Origin of the sequence: Glycomyces mayteni, assembly GCF_042428885.1 — a bacterium.
GTDB lineage: Bacteria > Actinomycetota > Actinomycetes > Mycobacteriales > Micromonosporaceae > Glycomyces > Glycomyces mayteni.
In genome coordinates this window covers 73,105-92,145 of record NZ_JBHMBP010000005.1, presented here as the reverse complement: position 1 = coordinate 92,145, position 19,041 = coordinate 73,105, and the positions used below count along the sequence as shown (strand labels likewise).

Genomic DNA, 19,041 nt, shown 5'->3' with positions numbered 1-19,041 from the left:
GCGCGCGTCCCTAGAGCCCGGCGAGTTCGTCGTACCCGGCGACGGCCGCGGCGGCGGCGTCGGCGGAGGACGTGAGGTCGTCCCAGACGGCGACGGTCATCTCGTTGGCGGTGGACCAGAAGTACTCGGGGAGCTGCGGGAACAGGTCGGCCTGGGTGGACTGGGCGACGATCCCGGCGACGTGCGGGTCCTCGGAGAGCCCGGCGATGTTCGCGAGCAGGTCGGCGTTGAGGGCCGGGATCTGGCCGGTGGTGGCGTAGAGCGCGGCGGCGCCGGCGTCGGAGGCGAGGAAGTTCGCGAAGACGCGCGCGGCGGCCGGGTACTTCGTGTACGCGGACACGGCGATGACGTGCATGCCCGCGAAGGAGGAGGCCGGGTCGCCGGAGGGCGCGGCGGGGATGGTGGTGACGCCGTACTCGAAGCCGTTCTCGGCGGCCCCGGCGTCGAACGCGGAGAACGCCCACGGGCCGGTGATGATGAGCGGCGTGTTCCCGGCGGCGAACTCGGCCTCGACGGTCTCGGGGGTGGCGTCGGCGGAGGGCACGTTCCAGACCTCGCGCAGGCCCTTGTAGTAGTCGAGGGCCTCCACGAGCGCCGGGTCGTCGAAGCCGGGCTCGGCGACGTCGCCGCCCGGGTACGCCTGCCAGCCCATGGAGGAGAGCACCGAGTAGGAGTAGTAGATCTCGCCGGGGACCCAGCGGATGGTCCAGGTGTTGGCGGCGGAGTCGTTGTAGCCCGCGGCGATCGACTTGACGTCCTCCCAGGTGGCGGGCGGCTGGTCGGAGCCGGTGAGCTCGGACAGGAGCGTCTTGTTGTACATGAGCGCGATGGACTCGGTGGTGACGGGCACGGCGTACATCTGGCCGTCGTCGCCGGAGACGGCGCTGGTGAAGGTCTCGGCCAGGCGCTCCTTGAGGACGGCCTCGTACTCGCCGAGGGGCGCGGCGGTGCCCTCCTGGATCGCGCGGGCGATCTGGTCGTAGAAGCTCATGAAGACGTCGCCGCCGTTGCCGGCCTCGCCCGCGAGGGACATCTCGCCGACGGCGTCGTTCTGGGCGACGAGCTCGTACTCGAACTGGATGTCGGGGTAGACGTCCTTGAAGGCCGCCTTGAACGCGTCGATCTGGGCCTTGGCGAGGTCCTCGTTCTCGAACCAGAGCTTGAGCGGGACCTTGCCGGAGGCGATGTCCTCCTCGATGACGTACTGCCGGGCGTCCCCGTCCCATTCGAGGCCGCCGTTCTCCTCCGGCTCGTCCTCGGGGGAGCCGCAGGCCGCGAGGGTCCCGGCCGCGGCGACGCCGCCGCCCGCGGCGAGGAGGCGGCGGCGGTTCATCGAGAGTCCCGCGTGAGCACCGTTGCTGCGCATGTCAAGTCCTTGTCTCGGTGAGAGGGAGTCCAGTGCCCGCTGGGCTGAGAGAGCGCGCCACCGGACTGTGAACGTTTACACGAATCTAGCGACTCAGGTCGCAGTTAGCAACAGATCTATGTCCGCTTATATCCGTTTCACGTGAAACGTACTTCATGAATCGATCACAATTCCGAAACGAAGGCCGACCGGATCACAGGTTGCACGGTCTCTTGGCGTGGAGTACTGTGCACGTTCACAGGCATTTGTGCAAGGAACCTCACAGGAGACCGCAGTGCAGGACATTCGCTTCGGCGGCGACTACAACCCCGAGCAGTGGCCGGAGGAGATCTGGCCCGAGGACGTGCGCCTCATGCGCGAGGCGGGCGTCAACCTCGTCAGCCTCGGCGTCTTCAACTGGGGCATCATCGAACCCGCCCCGGGCGAGTACGACTGGAGCGGCCTCGACGCGATCGTGGAGCTGCTGCACGAGGGCGGGATCGGGGTCGACATGGGGACTCCGACCTCCTCGCCGCCCGCGTGGCTCCGCAAGGCGCACCCCGAGATCCGCCTCGTCGACGCCGACGGCCGGACCCTCGCCGGGGGCTCGCGACACGGCGTGTGCCCCTCGGCCCCCGCGTACACCGAGGCGTGCGTCTCCATCGTGGGCAAGATCGCGGAGCGGTACGGCGACCACCCCTCGGTCCAGTTGTGGCACATCCACAACGAGTACGGCTGGGCCAATGTGGAGTGCTACTGCGAGGCGTCCACCGCGGCGTTCCAGCGGTGGCTGGCCGAGAAGTACGGGGACGTGGACCGCCTGAACGACGCGTGGGGCACCGCGTTCTGGGGCCTGGTGTACCGGTCCTTCGACCAGGTCGAGGCCCCCGCCGCCGCGCCGCCGGGCGTGAACCCGGCGCTGCAATTGGACTGGAAGCGGTTCTCCAATGACGAGCACGTGCGCAACTACCGGATGCAGCGCGAGGTCATCGCGCGCCACTCCCAGGCCCCCGCGACCACGAACTTCATGATCCCCAACTGCGAGGGCATGGACTACCGCCGCTGGGCGGGCACTGTGGACGTCGTCTCGAACAACCACTACCTCATCGCCGAGCGCGCCGACCACCAGATCGAGCTGTCGATGAGCGCCGACCTCACCCGGGCCGTGGCGGGCGGCCCGTGGATGGTCATGGAGCACTCCACGTCGGCGGTGAACTGGCAGCCGCGCAACATCGCCAAGACCCCCGGCGAGCTGCGCCGCAACTCCCTCGCGCACGTGGCGCGCGGCGCCGACGGGCTCATGTTCTTCCAGTGGCGGGCCTCCCGGGCCGGGGCCGAGAAGTTCCACTCCGCGATGCTCCCCCACGGCGGCACCGACACCCAGGTGTGGCGCGACGTCGCCGCGCTCGGGAACGACCTCAAGCGACTGTCTAGTGTGGTCGGCTCCGACGTGGCCGCCGACGTGGCGGTCCTGTGGGACTGGGAGTCCTGGTGGGCCCTCGAACTCGAATGGCGCCCCTCGGTGGACCTGAAGTACCGCGAGCGCGTCGAGGCGTACTACGCGGCCCTGTGGCGCCAGCACGTCACGGTGGACTTCGCGCACCCGGAGGCGGACCTGTCGGGGTACCGCCTCGTCGTCGCGCCGTCGTCCTACGTGCTCACCGACGCGGCCTCGAAGAACCTGCGCGGGTACGTGGAGAACGGCGGCCACCTGGTCGTCTCGTACTTCTCGGGGATCGTGGACGAGCACGACACCGTCCACCCCGGCCCCCACCCCGGCGCGCTGCGGGAGACCCTCGGCCTGTGGATCGAGGAGTTCCACCCGCTGCACGAGGGCGAGTCGCTGGATCTCGACTCTCCTTCCGGCGCCGGTCTCGGCAGTGCTTCCGGCGCCGGCCTCGGCGGTGGTGCGGCGGGCCGCATCTGGTCCGAGCACGTGCGCCTCGACGGCGCGGAGGCCGTGGCGCGCTTCGCGACCGGGCCCGACGCGGGCCGCCCGGCGCTGACGCGGCACGACCTCGGGCGCGGTACCGCGTGGTACGCCGCGACCGCGCTCGACGAGGGCACGGGCCTGGACGAGCTGCTGGCGAACGCCATGGACGCCGCCGGAGTCGAACGCCCGCAAGGCGTCCCCGACGGCGTCGAGGTGGTCCGCCGCGGCGTCCACCGCTTCCTCATCAACCACACCGGGCAGGACGTCCAGGTGCCGGGGACGGGCGTGGACGCGCTCGACGGCACCGCGTACGACGGCCGTGTCCCGGTCCGCGCCGGAGCGGTCGTGGTCCTCGCCGACGCCTAAGCCCCCGGCGGCTTCGCACCCCCGCGGGGCCGCCGCAACGAAATCACCCTCAGGGAGTGTGTCTCAATGAAGAGAAGAACCGCCCTCACGGCCGCAGTGGCCGCCCCGGCACTCGCTGTCCTCGGCAGCGGCACCGCGGCCTCCGCGCAGACCGCGTTCGCCCGCGGCGCCGACATCTCCAGCCTCGCCAAGTCGGAGGCGCTCGGCGGCTCCTACATGTGGCCCGACGGCTGGAAGGAGGACGCGATCTGGATCCTCCAGAAGAGCGGCGTCAACTGGATCCGGCTGAAGGTGTGGGTCAACCCCGCCGACGGCTACAACAACAAGGCGCGCGTCGTCGCCCTCGCCAAGCGCGCCAGGGCCGCCGGGCTCAACGTGCTCGTCGACTTCCACTACTCCGACTCCTGGGCCGACCCCGGCCAGCAGACCAAGCCCGCGGCCTGGCGCAACTACACGTTCGCGCAGCTGCGGACCGCCGTCTACGACCACACCGCCGACGTCCTCGGCGCCCTCGCCGCCGCGGGGGCGACCCCGCAGATGGTGCAGGTCGGCAACGAGCTCAACGGCGGGATGCTGTGGCCCGAGGGCCGCTACGACCAGCTCGACCAGTTGGCGCAGCTCCTCGTCTCGGGCGCGAACGCCGTGTACGCCAAGGCCCCCGGCGCGAAGGTGATGCTGCACCTCGCCGAGGGCGGCAACAACTCGCTGTTCCGGTGGTTCTTCGACGCCATGCAGAGCCGCGGCGTGCGGTGGGACGCCATCGGCGCGTCCTACTACCCGTACTGGCACGGCTCCCTCTCGGGACTCCAGTCCAACCTGAACGACGTGGCCTCGCGGTACGCGAAGCCCGTGTACGTCGTGGAGACCGCCTACCCGTTCACCGCCGCCGACGCGGACGGGTTCGCGAACATCGTCTCCTCGTCCACCCCGGTGTCCGGGTACCCGGCCAGCACCACCGGACAGTCGAACATGCTCAAGGCGATCGCCAACGTCGTCAAGGCCGTCCCGAACGGCCGCGGCGCGGGCGTGTTCTGGTGGGAGGCCACCTGGACCGCCGTCAAGGGCAACGGCTGGGACCCGGCGGACCCGTCGAGCGGCAACGGCTGGGAGAACCAGGCGCTGTTCGACTACGCGTGGAAGGCCACTCCCGCGCTGAAGACCCTCGGGACCCTCTAGACCATCTCCACCCCCTGGTCGGGGCCGGTCGCGCGGCGCACTCCGCGCGGCCGGCCCCCGAACCCCCGCAACAGAAAGCGACCCCTTGCAATGAAACGCAGAACCGCACTCACCGCCGCGGGCGCCGGCGTCTTCGCCGTCGCCGCAGCCGCGGCCGTCCCGGCGCTGGCCGAAGCCGTCGACCGGGGCGGGCCGAGCGCCGGAAGGTTCGTGCGCGGCGCCGACGTCTCCGGCCTGCTCAAGAACGAGGACTACGGCGCCGTGTACCGCAAGGCGAACGGCCGCACCGGCGACGCCGTGAAGATCCTCGCCGACAGCGGCGTGAACACGCTGCGCGCGAAGGTCTGGGTGGACCCGGCCGACGGGTACAACGACAAGGAGCACGTGGTCGAGCTCGGCAAGCGCGCCGAGCGCGCCGGGATGGACCTCATGGTGGACTTCCACTACTCCGACGCCTGGGCCGACCCGGGCAAGCAGCACAAGCCCGCCGCCTGGGCGGACCTGCCGTTCGCGGACCTGAAGACCGCGGTGTACGAGCACACCGCCGACGTGCTCGGCGCGCTCCGGCGGGCCGGGGTGAAGCCGACGCTCGTGCAGGTCGGCAACGAGACCAACGGCGGGCTCCTGTGGCCCGACGGCCGGTGGGACCAGCTGGAGCAGATGGCGGCGCTGCTGGCCGCCGGGTGCGACGCCGTCCACGACACCGCGCCGCACGCGAAGGCCGTGCTGCACTTGGCGGAGGGCGGGGACAACGGCGCGTTCACGTGGTTCTTCGACAACGCCGTGGCGAACGGCGTGCCGTTCGACGCGATCGGCGCCTCGTACTACCCGTACTGGCACGGGCCGCTCTCGGGCCTGGAGGCGAACCTGAACGACCTCGCGGGCCGCTACGGCAAGCCGCTCTACGTGGTCGAGACCGCGTACCCGTTCACCACCGAGGACTCCGACGGCTTCGCGAACATCATCGCCGACGCCGAGCCCGTGGCCGGGTACCCGGCGAGCCCCGAGAGCCAGGTCCACTGGCTGGAGGCCGTCGCCGAGGTCGTCAGGAACGTGCCCGACGGCCTCGGCAGGGGCGTCGTCTACTGGGAGCCGACCTGGACGGGCGTCCCGGGCGCCGGCTGGGACCCGGCCGACCCCGCCAGCGGCAACGGCTGGGAGAACCAGGCCCTCTTCGACTTCACCGGAAGACCCCTCCCGGCCCTGCGGACCCTCGGGCGGCTCTAGAGCGGCCAGGGGCCGAAGCGGCCCCAGGCGATCACTGCGGCGATGAGGAAGAAGGCGGCGTTGACGCCGAGGGAGGAGTACTCGCCCTTGCGGACGTGGTAGACCGCGGCGAGGACCATGATGAGGGCGAGGCCGGTCGCGGCGATCGGGGTCAGGACGACCGCGATGCCGGTGACGGCGGGCAGGATCAGGCCGAGCGCGCCGAGGGCCTCGGTGACGCCGACGAACTTGACCGTGCCGGCCGAGAAGTCGTTCACCCACGGCATGTTCGGGGCGAGCTTCTCCTTCGGCTGGGTCGTCTTCATCACGCCGGCGGCGAGGAAGGCCAGCGCGAGCAGGCCTTGCAGGATCCAGAGCAGGACGTTCATGTGGGCGTTCTCCCAAAGGTATCGACGGGGGCCGCTCCCAAGCGGAGCGGCCTATCCGGTTGTAGGCGCTGAGTGTAACAACGCAACCGGATAGGGCATTCCACTTGGTTACCATTGCGGGATGGAAGCCGACCGCAAGCGCCCCCGCCGCCTCCGCTGCGACGCGGAGCAGAACCGCGACCGCATCATCGAGGCGGCGCGGCGGGTGTACGAGCGGGAGGGCCTGAGCGCCTCGATGGCGTCGATCGCGCGGGCCGCCGGGGTGGGGATCGCGACGCTGTTCCGGCGGTTCCCGACCCGGTCGGAGCTGATCGCGGCGGTCTTCGAGGACGCCATGGAGCGCAACCGGGCCGCGGCGGTGGCGGCCGGGGAGCGGGAGTCGGCGTGGGACGGGTTCCGCGAGTACGTGGAGACGGTGTGCGGGCTCCAGGCGGACAACCGCGGGTTCGCGGAGGTGCTGACGATGAACTTCGCTGGCGCGCGGAGCCTGGAGCGGGCGCGGCAGGAGGCGTTCGCGGCGTTCTCGGACCTGATCGGCCGGGCCAAGGCCGAAGGGGGGCTGCGTGAGGACTTCGCGCCGGAGGATCTCCTGATCCTGCTGATGGCGAACGCGGGCGTGCTCGCGGCGGCCACCGACGCGGCGGGCGAGGCGTCGCGGCGGCTGGTGGGGCAGATGCTGCGGGCGTTCGCGGTCGACGCGAAGGAGCCGCTGCCGGAGGCGCCCGCGCCGAAGCGGCTGCTGCGCGGGATGGTGCGGGGCCGCCGCGGCGGCGGCTGCTAACCGGTGGCGAGCTTGGCGGCGAAGCCGATCATGACGGCGCCGACGAGGCCGTTCCCGGCCGCGGCGAGGCGGCGGCGGCGCCGGAAGGTCTGGGCGAGGCCGTTCCCGGCGAGGATGAGCGCCGTCAGGTACATCATCGAGAACGCCTGGATGATGACGTACAGGACGCCGTAGCTGAGGACCGGGTAGGCGTAGTTCGGGTCGACGAACTGCACGAAGAACGAGACGAAGAACAGGATGGCCTTCGGGTTGAGGAGGCTGGCCACGAGCGCGCGCGTGAAGGGCCGCTCGGTGGCGGCGAACGCGGGGGCGGGGGCGTCCTCGACCGCGTCGCCGCGGCGGGCCGCGCGCCAGGACTTGACGCCGCCGCGGATGAGCCCGAACGCGAGGTACGCGAGGTAGGCGACGCCCGCCCAGCGGACCGCGTTGTAGACCACGGTCGAGGTCGCGAAGACCGAGGCGAGCCCGGCGGCGGTGGCGACCATGAGGACCGAGTCGCCGCAGAACACCGCGGCCGCGGCCTTGAACCCGTCGCGGCGGCCGCGGCGGGAGGCCACGGACAGCACGTACAGGGAGTTGGGCCCGGGCAGCAGGATGATGAGGGCCGAGGCGGCGACATAGGTCCACAGGTCGACGGTGCCGAGCACGGGGGGCTTCCTCTCAACGCGGGGGACGCATCGAAACGGCCGCGCGCTCGCGCGGCTGAACGGTCCCAGCGTAGCGCGCTGTCGGGGCGGGGCCCTATGCTGTGGCGATCGGGGCCGGGGGCGCGTGCGGGTATGCGCCTCCGGCCCCTTCGCGTCAGGAGTTGTCGAGGCGCGGGATCACGAGCTCCTTGCCGATGAGGCGGATCGCGGCGTAGATCGGGACCGACAGGACGATGCCGATGACGCCGAAGAGCGTGCCGCCCACCAGGACCGCGACGATCGCCGCGAGGTTCGAGACCTTCACGGCGCTGCGCATCACCGTCGGGTAGATGACCCAGTTCTCCAGCTGCTGGTAGGCGATGAAGAAGATCGCGGAGGCGACGGCCGTCATCGGGGAGACCGCGAGGGCCACGAGCGTGACGACGACCGCGCCGATGGTCGCGCCGATCTGCGGGATGAGGTCGAGCAGTGCCACCAGGAGCGCCAGCAGCGCGCCGTAGGGGATGCCGACGATCGCCATGAAGATCCACGACGAGACGCCCGCGAACAGGCCGATGGCGAGCGCGCCGATGAGGTAGGCGCCGACCTGCTTGAGGATGCCGTCGAGGATGCGGCCGGTCTGCTCGCGCTTGGAGGCGGCGACCAGGCGCAGGGAGCCCTGGCGCAGCTGCGTGTAGGACGCGAGGATGAAGACGGTGAGCAGGATCGTGGTGACGGTCCAGACCAGGCCGTTGGCCGCGGAGGCCGCGCCGCCCGCGACGCCGCCGAGGGCCTTGGAGATGTTGGAGGCGGTGAGCACGTCCTGGGCGCGCTCGGCCAGGCCCGCCTCGCCGCCGAACCGCTCGGCGAGCTTGCTGCTCATGACGGCGTCGTAGTAGTCGGGGACGTTCTCGACGAACTGCGTGGTCTCGCGCACGAGCGCGGGGATGATCGCGGCGATGCCGCCGCAGAAGACGAGGAACACGCCGAGGAACAGGATGGTCATGGCGAGCCAGCGCGGGACGCGGCGGCGGGTCATGGTGGAGATGATGCGTTCGAGGCCGACCGCGAGGAACGCCGCCACGACCAGGGCCGTGATGACCGTGCTCAGCTCCTGGATCGACCAGACCAGGGCGTAGGCCACGGCGAGGCCGAGTCCGAGGAGGACGCCCGCGGTGAGCGGGGGGCTCTGGGAGAGACTTCTGCGCAGCGGCAGTCCGGGTTTGTCAGCCATGGGAGATGTCTAGCAGATTCCGCGGACCGGCGTCACTCTCGGTGCACCGGTGTCGGGGTCGCGATCTACTGTGACCGGTTGGCGGTAGACCTCGCCGAGGCGGTCGGCGGTGTAGACGTCGGCGGGCTTCCCGCAGGCGGCGACGCGTCCTTCGGAGAGGAGGGCGGTGCGGTCGGCGTAGGCGGCGGCGAGGTCGAGGTCGTGGAGGACGATGACGACGGCGCGGCCTTCTGCGGCGAGTTCGCGGCAGCGGCGGCCCACGAGCTCCTGGTGGCGCAGGTCGAGGGCGGCGGTGGGCTCGTCGAGGAGGACGAGTCCGGCGTCCTGGGCGAGGACGCGGGCGAGCATGACGCGGGCCTGCTCGCCGCCGGACAGGGACGTGAAGGGGCGCTGGGCGAACGGCGCGGTCTCGGTGCGGTCGAGGGCCTCGGCGACGCGGGCGTCGTCGTGGTCGGCGCGGTCGGTCCCGGCCCAGGGGGCGCGGCCCATCTCGACGACCTCGCGGACGGTGAAGGGGAACGAGACGCGGTGGGCCTGCGGGAGGACGGCGCGGCGGCGGGCGGTGTCGAGGGGGCTCCACTCGCCGGTGGGGCGGTCCCACAGGAGGGCGCGGCCGGAGGCGGGGGCGAGGTCGCCGGAGAGGGCGGCGAGGAGCGTGGACTTCCCGGCGCCGTTGGGGCCGATGAGGCTGAGGACTTCCCCGGCGTTGACGTCGAGGTCCACGCCGCGGAGGATCTCCTTGCCGCCCAGGCTGATTCGGAGGTCTTCGGCGGCGGCGGGGCGGTCGGGGACGGCGCCGGGACCGGTGGTGCGGCGGCGGGGTCGGAGGCGCGGCGGTCGCATCAGGCCCAGCCTCCTTGGCGGCGTCGGGTGCGTCGCAGCAGCCAGAAGAAGAAGGGGCTGCCGACGAGGGCGGTGAGGATGCCGAGGGGGATCTCGGCGGGGGCGGCGAGGGTGCGGGTGGCGAGGTCGGCCCAGACGACGACGGCCGCGCCGCCGATCGCGGACAGCGGCAGGAGGGCGCGGTGGCCGGGCCCGGCGACCATGCGCACGAGGTGCGGCACGACGAGTCCGATGAAGCCGATGACGCCGGAGACGGCGACGGCCGCGCCGGTGAGGAGCGCGACGATGACGATGAGGTGCAGGCGGAGCCGTTCGACGTCCACGCCGAGGTGGCGGGCGGGGCGCTCGCCGAGGGCGAGGAGGTCGAGGCGGCGGCCGTAGGCCGGGGCGAGGGCGAGGCCGATCGCGGCGAGCGGGAGGACGGCGAGGATCTTCGGCCAGGTGGCCTGGGACAGGCTGCCCATCTGCCAGAAGGTGATCGCGGTGATCTCGTCGTTGTCGGCGTAGAAGATGAACACGCCGATGAGGGCCCCGGCGAGGCCGTTGACGGCGACGCCGGTGAGGACGAGCGTGACGACCTCGGTGCGTCCGCCCGAGCGGGACAGGGCGTACACGGCGGCGACGGTGACGAGCCCGGCCGCGAAGGCGCACAGGGAGATCGTCCAGTTCCCGGCGAACGTGAACCCGAAGGCGATGGCGCACACCGCGCCGACGGCCGCGCCGGAGGAGACGCCGATGACGCCGGGTTCGGCGAGGGGGTTGCCGAACATGCCCTGCATGAGGGCCCCTGCGCACGCGAGGCTCGCGCCGACGAGGACGCCGAGGACCACGCGCGAGAAGCGGATGTGCCACAGCACCGACTCCCCCGTGCCCTCGACGGGCGAGCCGCCGAGTCCGAGCCGGTGGCCGATGGAGGAGACGATGTCGTCCAAGGGGATCGGGAACGCGCCGCTGGAGGCGGAGACGAGGACGCCGAGCGCGAGGGCCGCGGTGAGGCCGAGGCCGAGGAGGGCGGGGACGGTCCGGCGGCGGGCCGGGGCGGCGGGCGCGGCCGTCTCGGGTTCGGCGGCGGTGACGGTCATTCGGTGTCGCCGTCGTTGGGAGCGCCGTGCAGTTGGGCGGCGAGGTCGGCGACGACGTCACCCGTGCGCGGCCCGTAGTTGAGCATGATGCCGTCGGGCAGGTGCGCGATGCGCTCGTCCTCCCCTGCGGGGGTCTGGGCGACGCCGGGGATCTCCAGGAGTCCGGCGACGCCGCCGACGGAGTCGAGTCCCTTGTCCATCACCAGGATCACGTCGGGGGCGGCGGCCGCGAGGGCTTCGGGGGTGAGTTCGAGGAAGTCCCCTTCGAGGGCCTCGGCGCCCGCGTCGATGCCGCCCGCGGCCTCGATGAGGGAGGTCGCGCCGGAGTCGCGGGCGCCGATCATGTAGACGGACGCGGAGCCGCGCAGGTAGAGGAAGGCCACGCGCGGCGGGTCCGCGAGGTCCAGGCCCTCGGTCGCGGCGGCGATGCCCGCCTCGGTGCGCTCCACGAGCCGCGCGCCGAGGTCGGGGACGCCGAGGGCTTCGGCGACGGCGGTGATGCGCTCGGCGGCGGCGTCGATGCCGTCGGCGGGGTCGAACACGACGATCGGGACCCCGGCGGCGGCGATCTGGTCGAGCGCGGTCTGCGGCCCGGAGCTGGTCTCGGCGAGCACGAGGTCCGGTTGGAGGGAGAGGACGCCTTCGGCGGAGACGTCGTGGCCGTGGCTGACGACGGGGAGGTCCGCGGCCTGCTCGAAGGTCGCGGTGATGTCGCGGGCGACGACGCGGTCGCCGAGGCCGAGCGTGAAGACGATCTCCGAGAGCGACCCGGAGAGCGGCACGATCGCGTCGGCGGCCTCGATGGTGAGGGTCGCCCCGGTCGCGTCGGTGACGGTGGCCGGGAGCGCCGGCTCGGCGTCCGCGGCGATCGGATCGACGCGGTCCACGGCGGCGTCCACGGCGGTGTCCGCCTCGGATTCACTTGCGCCGCAAGCGGAGAGGGCGAGGAGGAGCGCGGCGCCGACGGCGGTCGCTCGGACGGTCCGGCGGGGGTCTGGGCGCACGGCGTTCTCCAGTTCTGTCGGCGGGCGGCCGGTCGAGCATAGGTTAGGCTTCGCTAATAATTGTTAGCACCCCCTTTGCTCTGGCGGCATTAGTTAGGTTAGCCTTGCCTTCGTTGAATGTGAAGACGGAGGTCCCCCCATGCCCCACGCCACCCGCCGCCTGACGGGAGCGCTGACCGCGGCCTGCGCCATGGCCGCGGCGCTCCTCCTCTGGGCCGCACCGGCGCACGCCGACGAGCTCTCCGGCGGGCGGCTCGACTGGGGCGTCAAGGAGTCGTTCCGCTCCTACATCACCGGGCCCATCGCCCAGGGCGAGGTCCAGACCGGCGACGGCGCGTCCGCCGCCGACGGCGCCTACCGGTTCCACTCGGCGGCGGGCTCCTACGAGGACGGCACGGCCGTGGTCGACTACCAGGGCTGGGTCTACTTCTGGGGCCACGACGGGGAACTGGACCTGACCTTCGCGAACCCGTCCGTGGAGTACTCCGGGAGCTCCGGGACGCTCTACGTGTACGTCAACGGCGCCCGCACCGACATGGCGAGCCTCAGCGGCGCGTCCCTGCGAGCGGACGGCGGCACGGTCGCGGTGAGCGACGCCGCCGCGACCCTGACTGCCAACGGCGCCAGCGCGTTCGCCGGATACTACGAGGCCGGGCAGGAACTCGACCCCGTGTCGTTCAGCGCGGACGTCGCAGTCGAGCCCGAGGAGACCGAGGCGCCGAGCGAGAGCGCCGGCGCGGCCGAGACCGGGGACGCCGTCACCGGCGCGGTCGTCGACTGGGGCGTGCGCGCTTCGTGGCGCGAGTACGTGTCCGGCGACATCGCCGAGGGCGGTTGGACCGTCGCCGACGGCGCGGCCGACGGCGGCGCGGTGTTCCGCTTCGCCGAGGGCGCCGGGACCGCCACGGCCGCCGACTACACGCTGGCGTTCCAAGGGACCGTGGCGTTCACCGGCACGGACGTCGACCTCGCGCTCACCGACCCGGTGATCGCCGCGACCGACGGGAAGGGCGTGCTGTCGGCCGAAGTGGACGGGGCCCGCGTGGACCTCGTGTCCTTCGAGGCCGAACTCGCCGAGGCCGACGGGGTGCTCCTCGCCCAGGACGTGCCCACCGCGCTGACCGAGGCCGCCGTGCCCGTCTTCGGCGGGTTCTACCAGGCGGGCGACCCGATGGACCCGCTGCTCGTCGCCGTGCCGCTCACCGCCGGCGCGGTGCTGCCCGCGCTCCCCGACCTCGGGTCCGACCCCGTCGAACCCGCGACCAGTGCGCCCGCGACCGCAGACGCCGATGCGGCTTCGTCTGGCACGGGCCCGCTCGTGTGGATCGTCCCCGCCGCCATCGCCGTGCTGCTCGGCGCAGGAGCCGTGACCCTCGCGGTCCTCCAGCGCCGCAAGCGGACCGCACAGGACTCCCCCGCGGCCCCGCCCGCCGGGGACACCCCCGACCCCACCCAGGACGGGCCCGAGGGCCCGGACGACGACAAGGAGAGATAGCCCATGAGAGCCCCCACCCGCAAGCGCCTCGCGGCCTTCGCCGCGATCAGTCTGGGCGCCGGAGCCGCCCTCGGCCTCGCCGCGATCCCCGCCCAGGCCCAGGAACTCGCCGAGTACCCCATCGTGGACGGCTCGGTCGTCTGGGGCGTCAAGGAGTCCTTCCGCAACTACGTGACCGGCCCCATCGCGGGCGGCGCGATCGAGGCCGTGGACGGCGCGACGGTCAACGACGACGGGACGTTCACGTTCGCGCCCGTCACCGGCGTCTCCGACCTGCCGAACCAGGCCACCGAGACCACCGCGCCCGGCGGCGTCCGCTTCACCGGCCACCACGGGCAGCTCGACCTCCTCATCGAGAACATCGAGACCGTCAGCGACACCCAGTCGTACACCGGCGCGATCTACGCCGACGTCACCTCCAGCGGCGAGGTGTTCGAGGACGTGCACTTCGCGGACTTCACCGTCGGCTCCTGGACCTGGGTGGACGGGTACAGCACGCTCACCGACGCGCCCGTGGTGCTCACCGCGGACGGCGCGGAGGCGTTCGCCGGGTTCTACACCGAGGGCACTGCGCTCGACCCGATCACCATCGCCGTCAAGACCGACATGACCTCCGGCCCTTCGGAGGAGGAGCCGTCCTCCGAGGGCCCGTCCTCCGAGTCGCCGAGCAGCGAGGCGCCCGGCGGGACCGTCTACGACGTGACCGGCGGCGACGCCGACTGGGGCGTCAAGGAGTCGTTCCGGTCCTACGTGACCGGCCCGATCGCGAACGGCGAGATCACCGTCGCCGAACCGGCGACCGAGAACGCCGACGGCACGTACCGCTTCCCCGAGGCCGCGGGCACCTTCGCCGCTGAGACCTGCCACCTCGACGCGTCCTTCGCGGGCGGCGTCAACTTCTACGGCCATGAAGGCGAACTCGACCTGGACCTGGCCGACCTGAGCGTCAAGAGCGTCGACGGCGGGCTCGCCGTGTTCTCCGGCGCCGCGCAGATCGCCGACGTCGCCGTCGGGGAGCTCGCCATCGCCGACGGGGCCGTGACCGTGGACGGCGCAGCGGCCACGGTCGCGGCGGGCGGCGTGGACTTCTTCGGCGGCTTCTACACCGAGGGCACCGCGCTCGACCCGGTGAGCTTCACCGTCCAGATCGCCGACGCCCCCGACACGACCTGCGAGCCGACCGGGGCACCCGGCGGCGGCACGGGCGGCGAGGAGACCTCGACGAGCGCCGGAGGCGCGGGCTCGCCCAAGCTCCCGGTGACCGGCTCCCCGCTGGCGCTGTTCGTCGCCGCGGCCGGCGCGCTCCTCGCGGGCGGCGTCGCCGTCATGGTCCTGGCGCGCCGCCGCGCGCTCCAGGCGTAGGACTCCACTCCAGAGGAGGGGCCGCCTCGCCTGCAACCGGGCGGCCCCTCCCGCATGATCCGCAGGCACGGCGAAGGGCCGGTAGCGTCGCTACCGGCCCTTTCGGGTCGCTTCAGAGGGCTTTGAAGCCGCGGGTGAGGAAGCGGCGGGTCTGGTAGCGGCGGCCCCAGGCGATGAACGCGAACAGGACCAGCAGGATCAGCGGGGTGTAGACCGGGAAGTCCAGGATCGTGGCGTTGAAGATCGCGGCGCCGATCATGAGCAGGCCCAGGCCGGTCGCGGCCAGACCGGAGACGCGCGGGATCAGCAGGCCCACGCCTCCGGCGACCTCCAGGGCGCCGATGGCGTACATGAACCAGTCGCCCCAGCCGATGGTGTCGAAGCCTTCGGCCGCGGACTCGACGCCGAACAGCTTCGGGGCGCCGGAGGCGGCGATCATGAACACGCCCAGGAGCACCTGGAGGACCCACAGGGTCACGTGCAGGCCCTTGGCGGGGCGCTCGGCGTCGGTGGTCTTCGCGGTGGCAATGTCGTTGGTGCTCATAGTGTCTCGTACCTTCCGGGAGTATCGGGCTCTCGAAGGTAAAGACGAGGGGGAGCCCGCGGATTCATCGGCGGCCGGGAGGTTTTCCGGCGCGGGTGTCGGGGCCCGCGGATACGGTGGGGGCATGATCGACAGCCGCCAGGTCCTGAGGTACCGCACGCACGTCCAGCAGCTCGACCGCGAGCGCGGCTCGCTCGCCGACACCGCGGTCCTCGACCTCGGAGTCCAGGAGACCGGACCTGACGGGGCGATGTGGGCGCTGGCGGTCCGGGGCGCCGAGGTCGAGGAGGCGGACCTGGTCTGGCTGTGGACGCTGCGCGGCGCGCCCCACGCGTACCGGCGGTCGGACATGGGCGCGGTCGCCGCCGCGACGGCCCCGTGGTCGGACGCCGACGCGGCCAAGCGGATCTTCGACGCCTCCAAGCCGCTCAAGGCCGCGGGCATCCCGGCGCTCGAAGCGCTCGACACCGTCGCGGCCGAGATGAAGCGCATCGTCACCGCGCCGATGGTCAAGGGCGAGATGTCGACCCGGCTCCACGAGGCGCTGCCGGAGCCGTACCAGCGGTTCTGCCGGTCCTGCGATGCGGTGCACCTGTACGAGATGCCGTTCCGCCTCGCCGCGGTCCGCGCCGGGCTCGAACTGGAGGCGCACACCTCGCCGCCGGTCCTCAAGCCCGTCAAGGGGTTCGAGGTGCCGCACGCGGTCCCCGAGCGGCTCGACCCGGTCCGCGCCTACCTGCACCTGTGCGGGCCCGCCACGGTGAAGGAGGTCGCCGAGTACCTCGACTCCCCCGTCAAGGAGGTCAAGGCCCACTGGCCCGAGGACGCGGTCGAGATCGACGTGGCGGGCGAGCGGCGGTGGGTCCTCGCCGGGGACGAGGCGGCGCTGCGGGAGGCCGACGCGGAGGCCGTGCGGCTCGTCGGCCCCTACGACCTGCTGCTCCAGTCGCGGGACCGGAAGCTCCTGGTCGAGGACCCCGCCAAGGCGAAGGCCCTGTGGCCGGTGCTCGGCCGCCCCGGCGCCGTCCTCGCCGGGGGCCGGATCGCGGGGCTGTGGCGGCCCCGCAAGTCCGGGAAGAAGTTCACGGTGCTCCTCGAACCGTGGGAGAAGCGCCTGGACCGCAAGGCGGTCGGGGCCGAGGCCGAGCGGCTCGCGGCCTTCCGCGGCACCGCGCTCACGGCCGTGGAGTACGCCGACTGAGGGTCGGCGCTCGGCCGTCAGATCGTCCACGAACGGGGCGGGGACCGCGCGGGTCCGGTCTATTCGCCGGTCGCTCCGTCGATGGACTCGCGGAGGAGGTCGGCGTGGCCGTTGTGCCGCGCGTACTCCTCGATCATGTGGACCAGGATCCAGCGGAGCGAGGGCTTGCGGCCGTCCTCCCACGCGCCGTGCGCGAGCCGGTCGAGGCCGCCGTCCGCGAGGGCCTCGGCGGTGAGGGCGCGGGCGCGCTCGACGCTCGCCGCCCACAGGGCCCGCAGCTCGTCGGGGGTGTCCTGCGCCGCCGAGTGCCACTCCCAGTCGCGGTCGGCCTTCCAGTCGACGGCGTCCCACGGCTCGCCGACGGGGCGGCCGAACAGGCTGCGGGAGAACCAGCTCGACTCGACGAGCGCGAGGTGCTTCATCATGCCGCCCAAGGTCATCTTGGAGGGCGGCAGGGAGGTGTAGAAGCCCGCGGCGTCGAGGCCGCGGGTCTTCCACTCGAAGGTGGCGCGCTGGAAGTCGAGGAAGCCGATGAGGGTCGCGGCCTCGTCCCCGGCGGCGGGGGGCTCGGGCCGGCCGCGGTCGTCGATGATCGTCATTCCCGGACTGTAGCGGACGCCGGCGCGCGATTGCGCCGCAATCGGTTTCCGGAAGTTACGGAGCGCGTCATGCGAGTTCAAGCTATTTACATGCCTCGATGTTTATCGATAACCTGTCCCTGCGGCCGGGTGCATTCCGGAAGCGATCGAAACTTCCGGCCCGCGCCGCATCGAGAGAGGCGAGGCAATGGCAATCCCAGTGAGAACGAGGCTGAAGGCAGTGCGCGCCGCGCTGCTGGCGGCCGCCCTGGCCGCCACGATGGCGGCCGCCGCGCTGAGCGCCAGCGCGCAGTCGACGGACGACTCGGCCGACCCGGTGCAGGCCGAAGCGCTCCCGACGAGCTACACGTGGAGCTCCAGCGGGGTGCTGGCGGGCCCGAAGCCCGACGCGTCCCACCCGTCGATCGCGGGCCTGAAGGACCCGTCGGTGGTGTACTCGGGCGGGAAGTGGCACGTGTTCGCGAGCATCGCGAGCTCGGCCGGGTACAACATGGTCTACTTCAGCTTCACCGACTGGTCGCAGGCGGCGTCGGCGACCCACTACTACCTGGACCAGTCCGGGATCGGCGCCGGGTACCGGGCCGCACCGCAGGTGTTCTTCTATGAGCCGCAAGGGCTCTGGTACCTGGTGTACCAGGACGGGAACGCGGCGTTCTCGACGAACGCGAACATCGCGAACCCGGCGGGCTGGTCGGCGCCGCGGCACTTCTACTCGGGGATGCCGCAGATCATCCGGGACAACATCGGCAGCGGCTACTGGGTGGACATGTGGGTCACCTGCGACGACGCGAACTGCCACCTGTTCTCCTCGGACGACAACGGGCACCTGTACCGGTCGCAGACCTCGGTGGCGAACTTCCCGAACGGGATGAGCGAGCCGGTGATCGCCATGCAGGACTCCAACAAGTACGCGCTGTGGGAGGCCAGCAACGTGTACAAGGTGCAGGGCTCGAACCAGTACCTGCTCCTGGTGGAGGCGATCGGGAGTCCGGGCCGGTACTTCAGGTCGTGGACGTCGTCGAGCATCGCGGGGCCGTGGACGCCGCTGGCGGACACGAACGCGAACCCGTTCCTCGGGGCGTCCAACGTGACGTTCCCGGGAGGGACGTGGACGAAGGACATCAGCCACGGGGAGATGCTGCGCGCGGGCGCGAACCAGAAGCTGGAGATCAGCCCGTGCAACATGCGGTACCTGTTCCAGGGCGTCGATCCGAGCGCGGGCGGCGACTACAACAGCCTGCCGTGGCGGCTCGGGCTCCTGACGCAGACGAACGCCGACCCCGGCTGCGGGGGCGGCGAGGAGACGACGGACCCGCCGACCACGACGCCGCCGCCGACCGGGAGCGCCTGCACCGCGGCGGTGTCCACGGTGGGGAGCTGGAACGGCGGCTGGCAGGGGAAGGTCACGGTGACCGCGGGGTCGGCGGCGATCGGCTCGTGGCGGCTGACGTGGACCTGGCCGGGGTCGCAGACGATCTCCTCGGCATGGAACGCGACGTGGTCGCAGACGGGGTCGGCGGTGACGGCGGCCAATGTGAGCTGGAACGGCGCGGTCGCGGCGGGGCAGTCGCGGGAGGCGTTCGGGTTCATAGCGAACGGGGCGACGTCGGCGCCGCAGGTGACGTGCTCCACCGCGTGATCATCAGGGCCGCTTGACGAGCCGGTGCCCGCTCCCCCGGATCTGGGGAGCGGGCACCGGAAGCTGTTTCAGGGCAAGAAAAAAGGCCCCACCGCAACGAACCGAAACGACGAAAGCCTTAAAAATGAAACGACGACCTTCTTATGCTAACGCTTTTTCTTTCCACAGACTATTTGTCCACACCATACACTAACTTTAAGTATCACCGAGACCTCT

At 71.9% G+C, this 19,041-nt stretch carries 17 protein-coding genes and 1 pseudogene; 9 read left to right on the top strand and 9 right to left on the bottom strand.

All coding sequences use genetic code 11. The features are described 5' to 3' along the window. Positions 1-10: 10 nt before the first annotated feature. Positions 11-1,366, bottom strand: coding sequence for an extracellular solute-binding protein (locus tag ACFFXY_RS22000; RefSeq protein WP_382355764.1), 1,356 nt, complete (start codon positions 1,364-1,366; stop codon positions 11-13). Positions 1,367-1,640: 274 nt separating this feature from the next. On the opposite strand from ACFFXY_RS22000, the gene ACFFXY_RS21995 reads away from it, so the two are divergent. From ACFFXY_RS21995 to ACFFXY_RS21985, 3 genes are all read left to right on the top strand, one after another. Continuing rightward, positions 1,641-3,644 carry a beta-galactosidase gene (locus ACFFXY_RS21995; protein ID WP_382355761.1) on the top strand — a complete coding sequence of 668 codons (2,004 nt, stop codon included), beginning with the start codon at positions 1,641-1,643 and terminating at the stop codon, positions 3,642-3,644. 66 nt (positions 3,645-3,710) lie between these two features. Continuing rightward, the gene (locus ACFFXY_RS21990) at positions 3,711-4,820 is read left to right on the top strand and encodes a glycoside hydrolase family 53 protein (RefSeq protein WP_382355758.1); all 1,110 of its coding nucleotides are present in this window, start codon (positions 3,711-3,713) and stop codon (positions 4,818-4,820) included. A gap of 90 nt (positions 4,821-4,910) precedes the next feature. Then, a complete protein-coding gene (locus tag ACFFXY_RS21985) occupies positions 4,911-6,047 on the top strand; it encodes a glycoside hydrolase family 53 protein (protein WP_382355756.1) in 1,137 nt (378 codons plus the stop codon). Here the strand turns inward: ACFFXY_RS21985 and ACFFXY_RS21980 are convergent. Then, on the bottom strand, positions 6,044-6,415 hold the full coding sequence (locus ACFFXY_RS21980; RefSeq protein ID WP_382355753.1) for a DoxX family protein: 372 nt from the start codon (positions 6,413-6,415) through the stop codon (positions 6,044-6,046). The genes ACFFXY_RS21985 and ACFFXY_RS21980 overlap by 4 nt on opposite strands. Positions 6,416-6,536: 121 nt before the next feature. On the opposite strand from ACFFXY_RS21980, the gene ACFFXY_RS21975 reads away from it, so the two are divergent. Further along, on the top strand, positions 6,537-7,196 hold the full coding sequence (locus ACFFXY_RS21975; protein ID WP_382355750.1) for a TetR/AcrR family transcriptional regulator: 660 nt from the start codon (positions 6,537-6,539) through the stop codon (positions 7,194-7,196). Here the strand turns inward: ACFFXY_RS21975 and leuE are convergent. From leuE to ACFFXY_RS21950, 5 genes are all read right to left on the bottom strand, one after another. Next, complete coding sequence (leuE, locus tag ACFFXY_RS21970) at positions 7,193-7,843, bottom strand: leucine efflux protein LeuE (RefSeq protein WP_382355747.1); 651 nt, start codon at positions 7,841-7,843, stop codon at positions 7,193-7,195. The genes ACFFXY_RS21975 and leuE overlap by 4 nt on opposite strands. Positions 7,844-7,997: 154 nt before the next feature. Further along, a complete protein-coding gene (locus tag ACFFXY_RS21965; RefSeq protein ID WP_382355744.1) occupies positions 7,998-9,056 on the bottom strand; it encodes an AI-2E family transporter in 1,059 nt (352 codons plus the stop codon). 9 nt (positions 9,057-9,065) lie between these two features. Further along, positions 9,066-9,899, bottom strand: a complete 834-nt coding sequence (locus ACFFXY_RS21960; protein WP_382355741.1) for a heme ABC transporter ATP-binding protein — start codon at positions 9,897-9,899, stop codon at positions 9,066-9,068. Then, positions 9,899-10,981: a FecCD family ABC transporter permease gene (locus tag ACFFXY_RS21955; RefSeq protein WP_382355738.1), complete on the bottom strand. Its 1,083-nt coding sequence runs from the start codon at positions 10,979-10,981 to the stop codon at positions 9,899-9,901. The genes ACFFXY_RS21960 and ACFFXY_RS21955 overlap by 1 nt, the downstream gene beginning before the upstream one ends. Then, a complete protein-coding gene (locus tag ACFFXY_RS21950) occupies positions 10,978-11,985 on the bottom strand; it encodes a heme/hemin ABC transporter substrate-binding protein (RefSeq protein WP_382355735.1) in 1,008 nt (335 codons plus the stop codon). The genes ACFFXY_RS21955 and ACFFXY_RS21950 overlap by 4 nt, the downstream gene beginning before the upstream one ends. Before the next feature lie 139 nt (positions 11,986-12,124). Here ACFFXY_RS21950 and ACFFXY_RS21945 point away from each other — a divergent pair, with 139 nt between their 5' ends. Both ACFFXY_RS21945 and ACFFXY_RS21940 read left to right on the top strand, forming a co-directional pair. Beyond that, positions 12,125-13,480, top strand: coding sequence for an HtaA domain-containing protein (locus ACFFXY_RS21945; RefSeq protein WP_382355732.1), 1,356 nt, complete (start codon positions 12,125-12,127; stop codon positions 13,478-13,480). Between the two features lie 3 nt (positions 13,481-13,483). Then, positions 13,484-14,842, top strand: coding sequence for an HtaA domain-containing protein (locus ACFFXY_RS21940; protein ID WP_382355729.1), 1,359 nt, complete (start codon positions 13,484-13,486; stop codon positions 14,840-14,842). A gap of 112 nt (positions 14,843-14,954) precedes the next feature. On the opposite strand, the gene ACFFXY_RS21935 is transcribed toward ACFFXY_RS21940, so the two are convergent. Beyond that, a complete protein-coding gene (locus tag ACFFXY_RS21935) occupies positions 14,955-15,386 on the bottom strand; it encodes a DoxX family protein (RefSeq protein WP_382355726.1) in 432 nt (143 codons plus the stop codon). Positions 15,387-15,510: 124 nt separating this feature from the next. Here ACFFXY_RS21935 and ACFFXY_RS21930 point away from each other — a divergent pair, with 124 nt between their 5' ends. Beyond that, positions 15,511-16,587 (top strand): winged helix DNA-binding domain-containing protein, encoded by a 1,077-nt coding sequence (locus tag ACFFXY_RS21930; RefSeq protein WP_382355723.1) that lies wholly within the window; start codon positions 15,511-15,513, stop codon positions 16,585-16,587. 59 nt (positions 16,588-16,646) lie between these two features. On the opposite strand, the gene ACFFXY_RS21925 is transcribed toward ACFFXY_RS21930, so the two are convergent. Further along, a complete protein-coding gene (locus ACFFXY_RS21925) occupies positions 16,647-17,186 on the bottom strand; it encodes a DinB family protein (protein ID WP_382355720.1) in 540 nt (179 codons plus the stop codon). A gap of 331 nt (positions 17,187-17,517) precedes the next feature. Between ACFFXY_RS21925 and ACFFXY_RS21920 the strand changes: the two are divergent. Both ACFFXY_RS21920 and ACFFXY_RS21915 read left to right on the top strand, forming a co-directional pair. Beyond that, positions 17,518-18,462, top strand: a pseudogene (locus ACFFXY_RS21920) (glycoside hydrolase family 62 protein); the annotation flags it as partial. 84 nt (positions 18,463-18,546) lie between these two features. Beyond that, positions 18,547-18,825 carry a cellulose binding domain-containing protein gene (locus tag ACFFXY_RS21915; protein ID WP_382356704.1) on the top strand — a complete coding sequence of 93 codons (279 nt, stop codon included), beginning with the start codon at positions 18,547-18,549 and terminating at the stop codon, positions 18,823-18,825. Positions 18,826-19,041: the final 216 nt, after the last annotated feature.

Bases quoted from the DNA above. Each gene is read 5' to 3' on its own strand.
- ACFFXY_RS21935 (WP_382355726.1), bottom strand. From the start codon at position 15,386: ATGAGCACCAACGACATTGCCACCGCGAAGACCACCGACGCCGAGCGC.
- ACFFXY_RS21940 (WP_382355729.1), top strand. From the start codon at position 13,484: ATGAGAGCCCCCACCCGCAAGCGCCTCGCGGCCTTCGCCGCGATCAGT.
- ACFFXY_RS21930 (WP_382355723.1), top strand. From the start codon at position 15,511: ATGATCGACAGCCGCCAGGTCCTGAGGTACCGCACGCACGTCCAGCAG.
- ACFFXY_RS21985 (WP_382355756.1), top strand. From the start codon at position 4,911: ATGAAACGCAGAACCGCACTCACCGCCGCGGGCGCCGGCGTCTTCGCC.
- ACFFXY_RS21965 (WP_382355744.1), bottom strand. From the start codon at position 9,056: ATGGCTGACAAACCCGGACTGCCGCTGCGCAGAAGTCTCTCCCAGAGC.
- ACFFXY_RS21945 (WP_382355732.1), top strand. From the start codon at position 12,125: ATGCCCCACGCCACCCGCCGCCTGACGGGAGCGCTGACCGCGGCCTGC.
- ACFFXY_RS22000 (WP_382355764.1), bottom strand. From the start codon at position 1,366: ATGCGCAGCAACGGTGCTCACGCGGGACTCTCGATGAACCGCCGCCGC.
- ACFFXY_RS21955 (WP_382355738.1), bottom strand. From the start codon at position 10,981: ATGACCGTCACCGCCGCCGAACCCGAGACGGCCGCGCCCGCCGCCCCG.
- ACFFXY_RS21990 (WP_382355758.1), top strand. From the start codon at position 3,711: ATGAAGAGAAGAACCGCCCTCACGGCCGCAGTGGCCGCCCCGGCACTC.
- ACFFXY_RS21975 (WP_382355750.1), top strand. From the start codon at position 6,537: ATGGAAGCCGACCGCAAGCGCCCCCGCCGCCTCCGCTGCGACGCGGAG.
- ACFFXY_RS21980 (WP_382355753.1), bottom strand. From the start codon at position 6,415: ATGAACGTCCTGCTCTGGATCCTGCAAGGCCTGCTCGCGCTGGCCTTC.
- ACFFXY_RS21960 (WP_382355741.1), bottom strand. From the start codon at position 9,899: ATGCGACCGCCGCGCCTCCGACCCCGCCGCCGCACCACCGGTCCCGGC.
- ACFFXY_RS21925 (WP_382355720.1), bottom strand. From the start codon at position 17,186: ATGACGATCATCGACGACCGCGGCCGGCCCGAGCCCCCCGCCGCCGGG.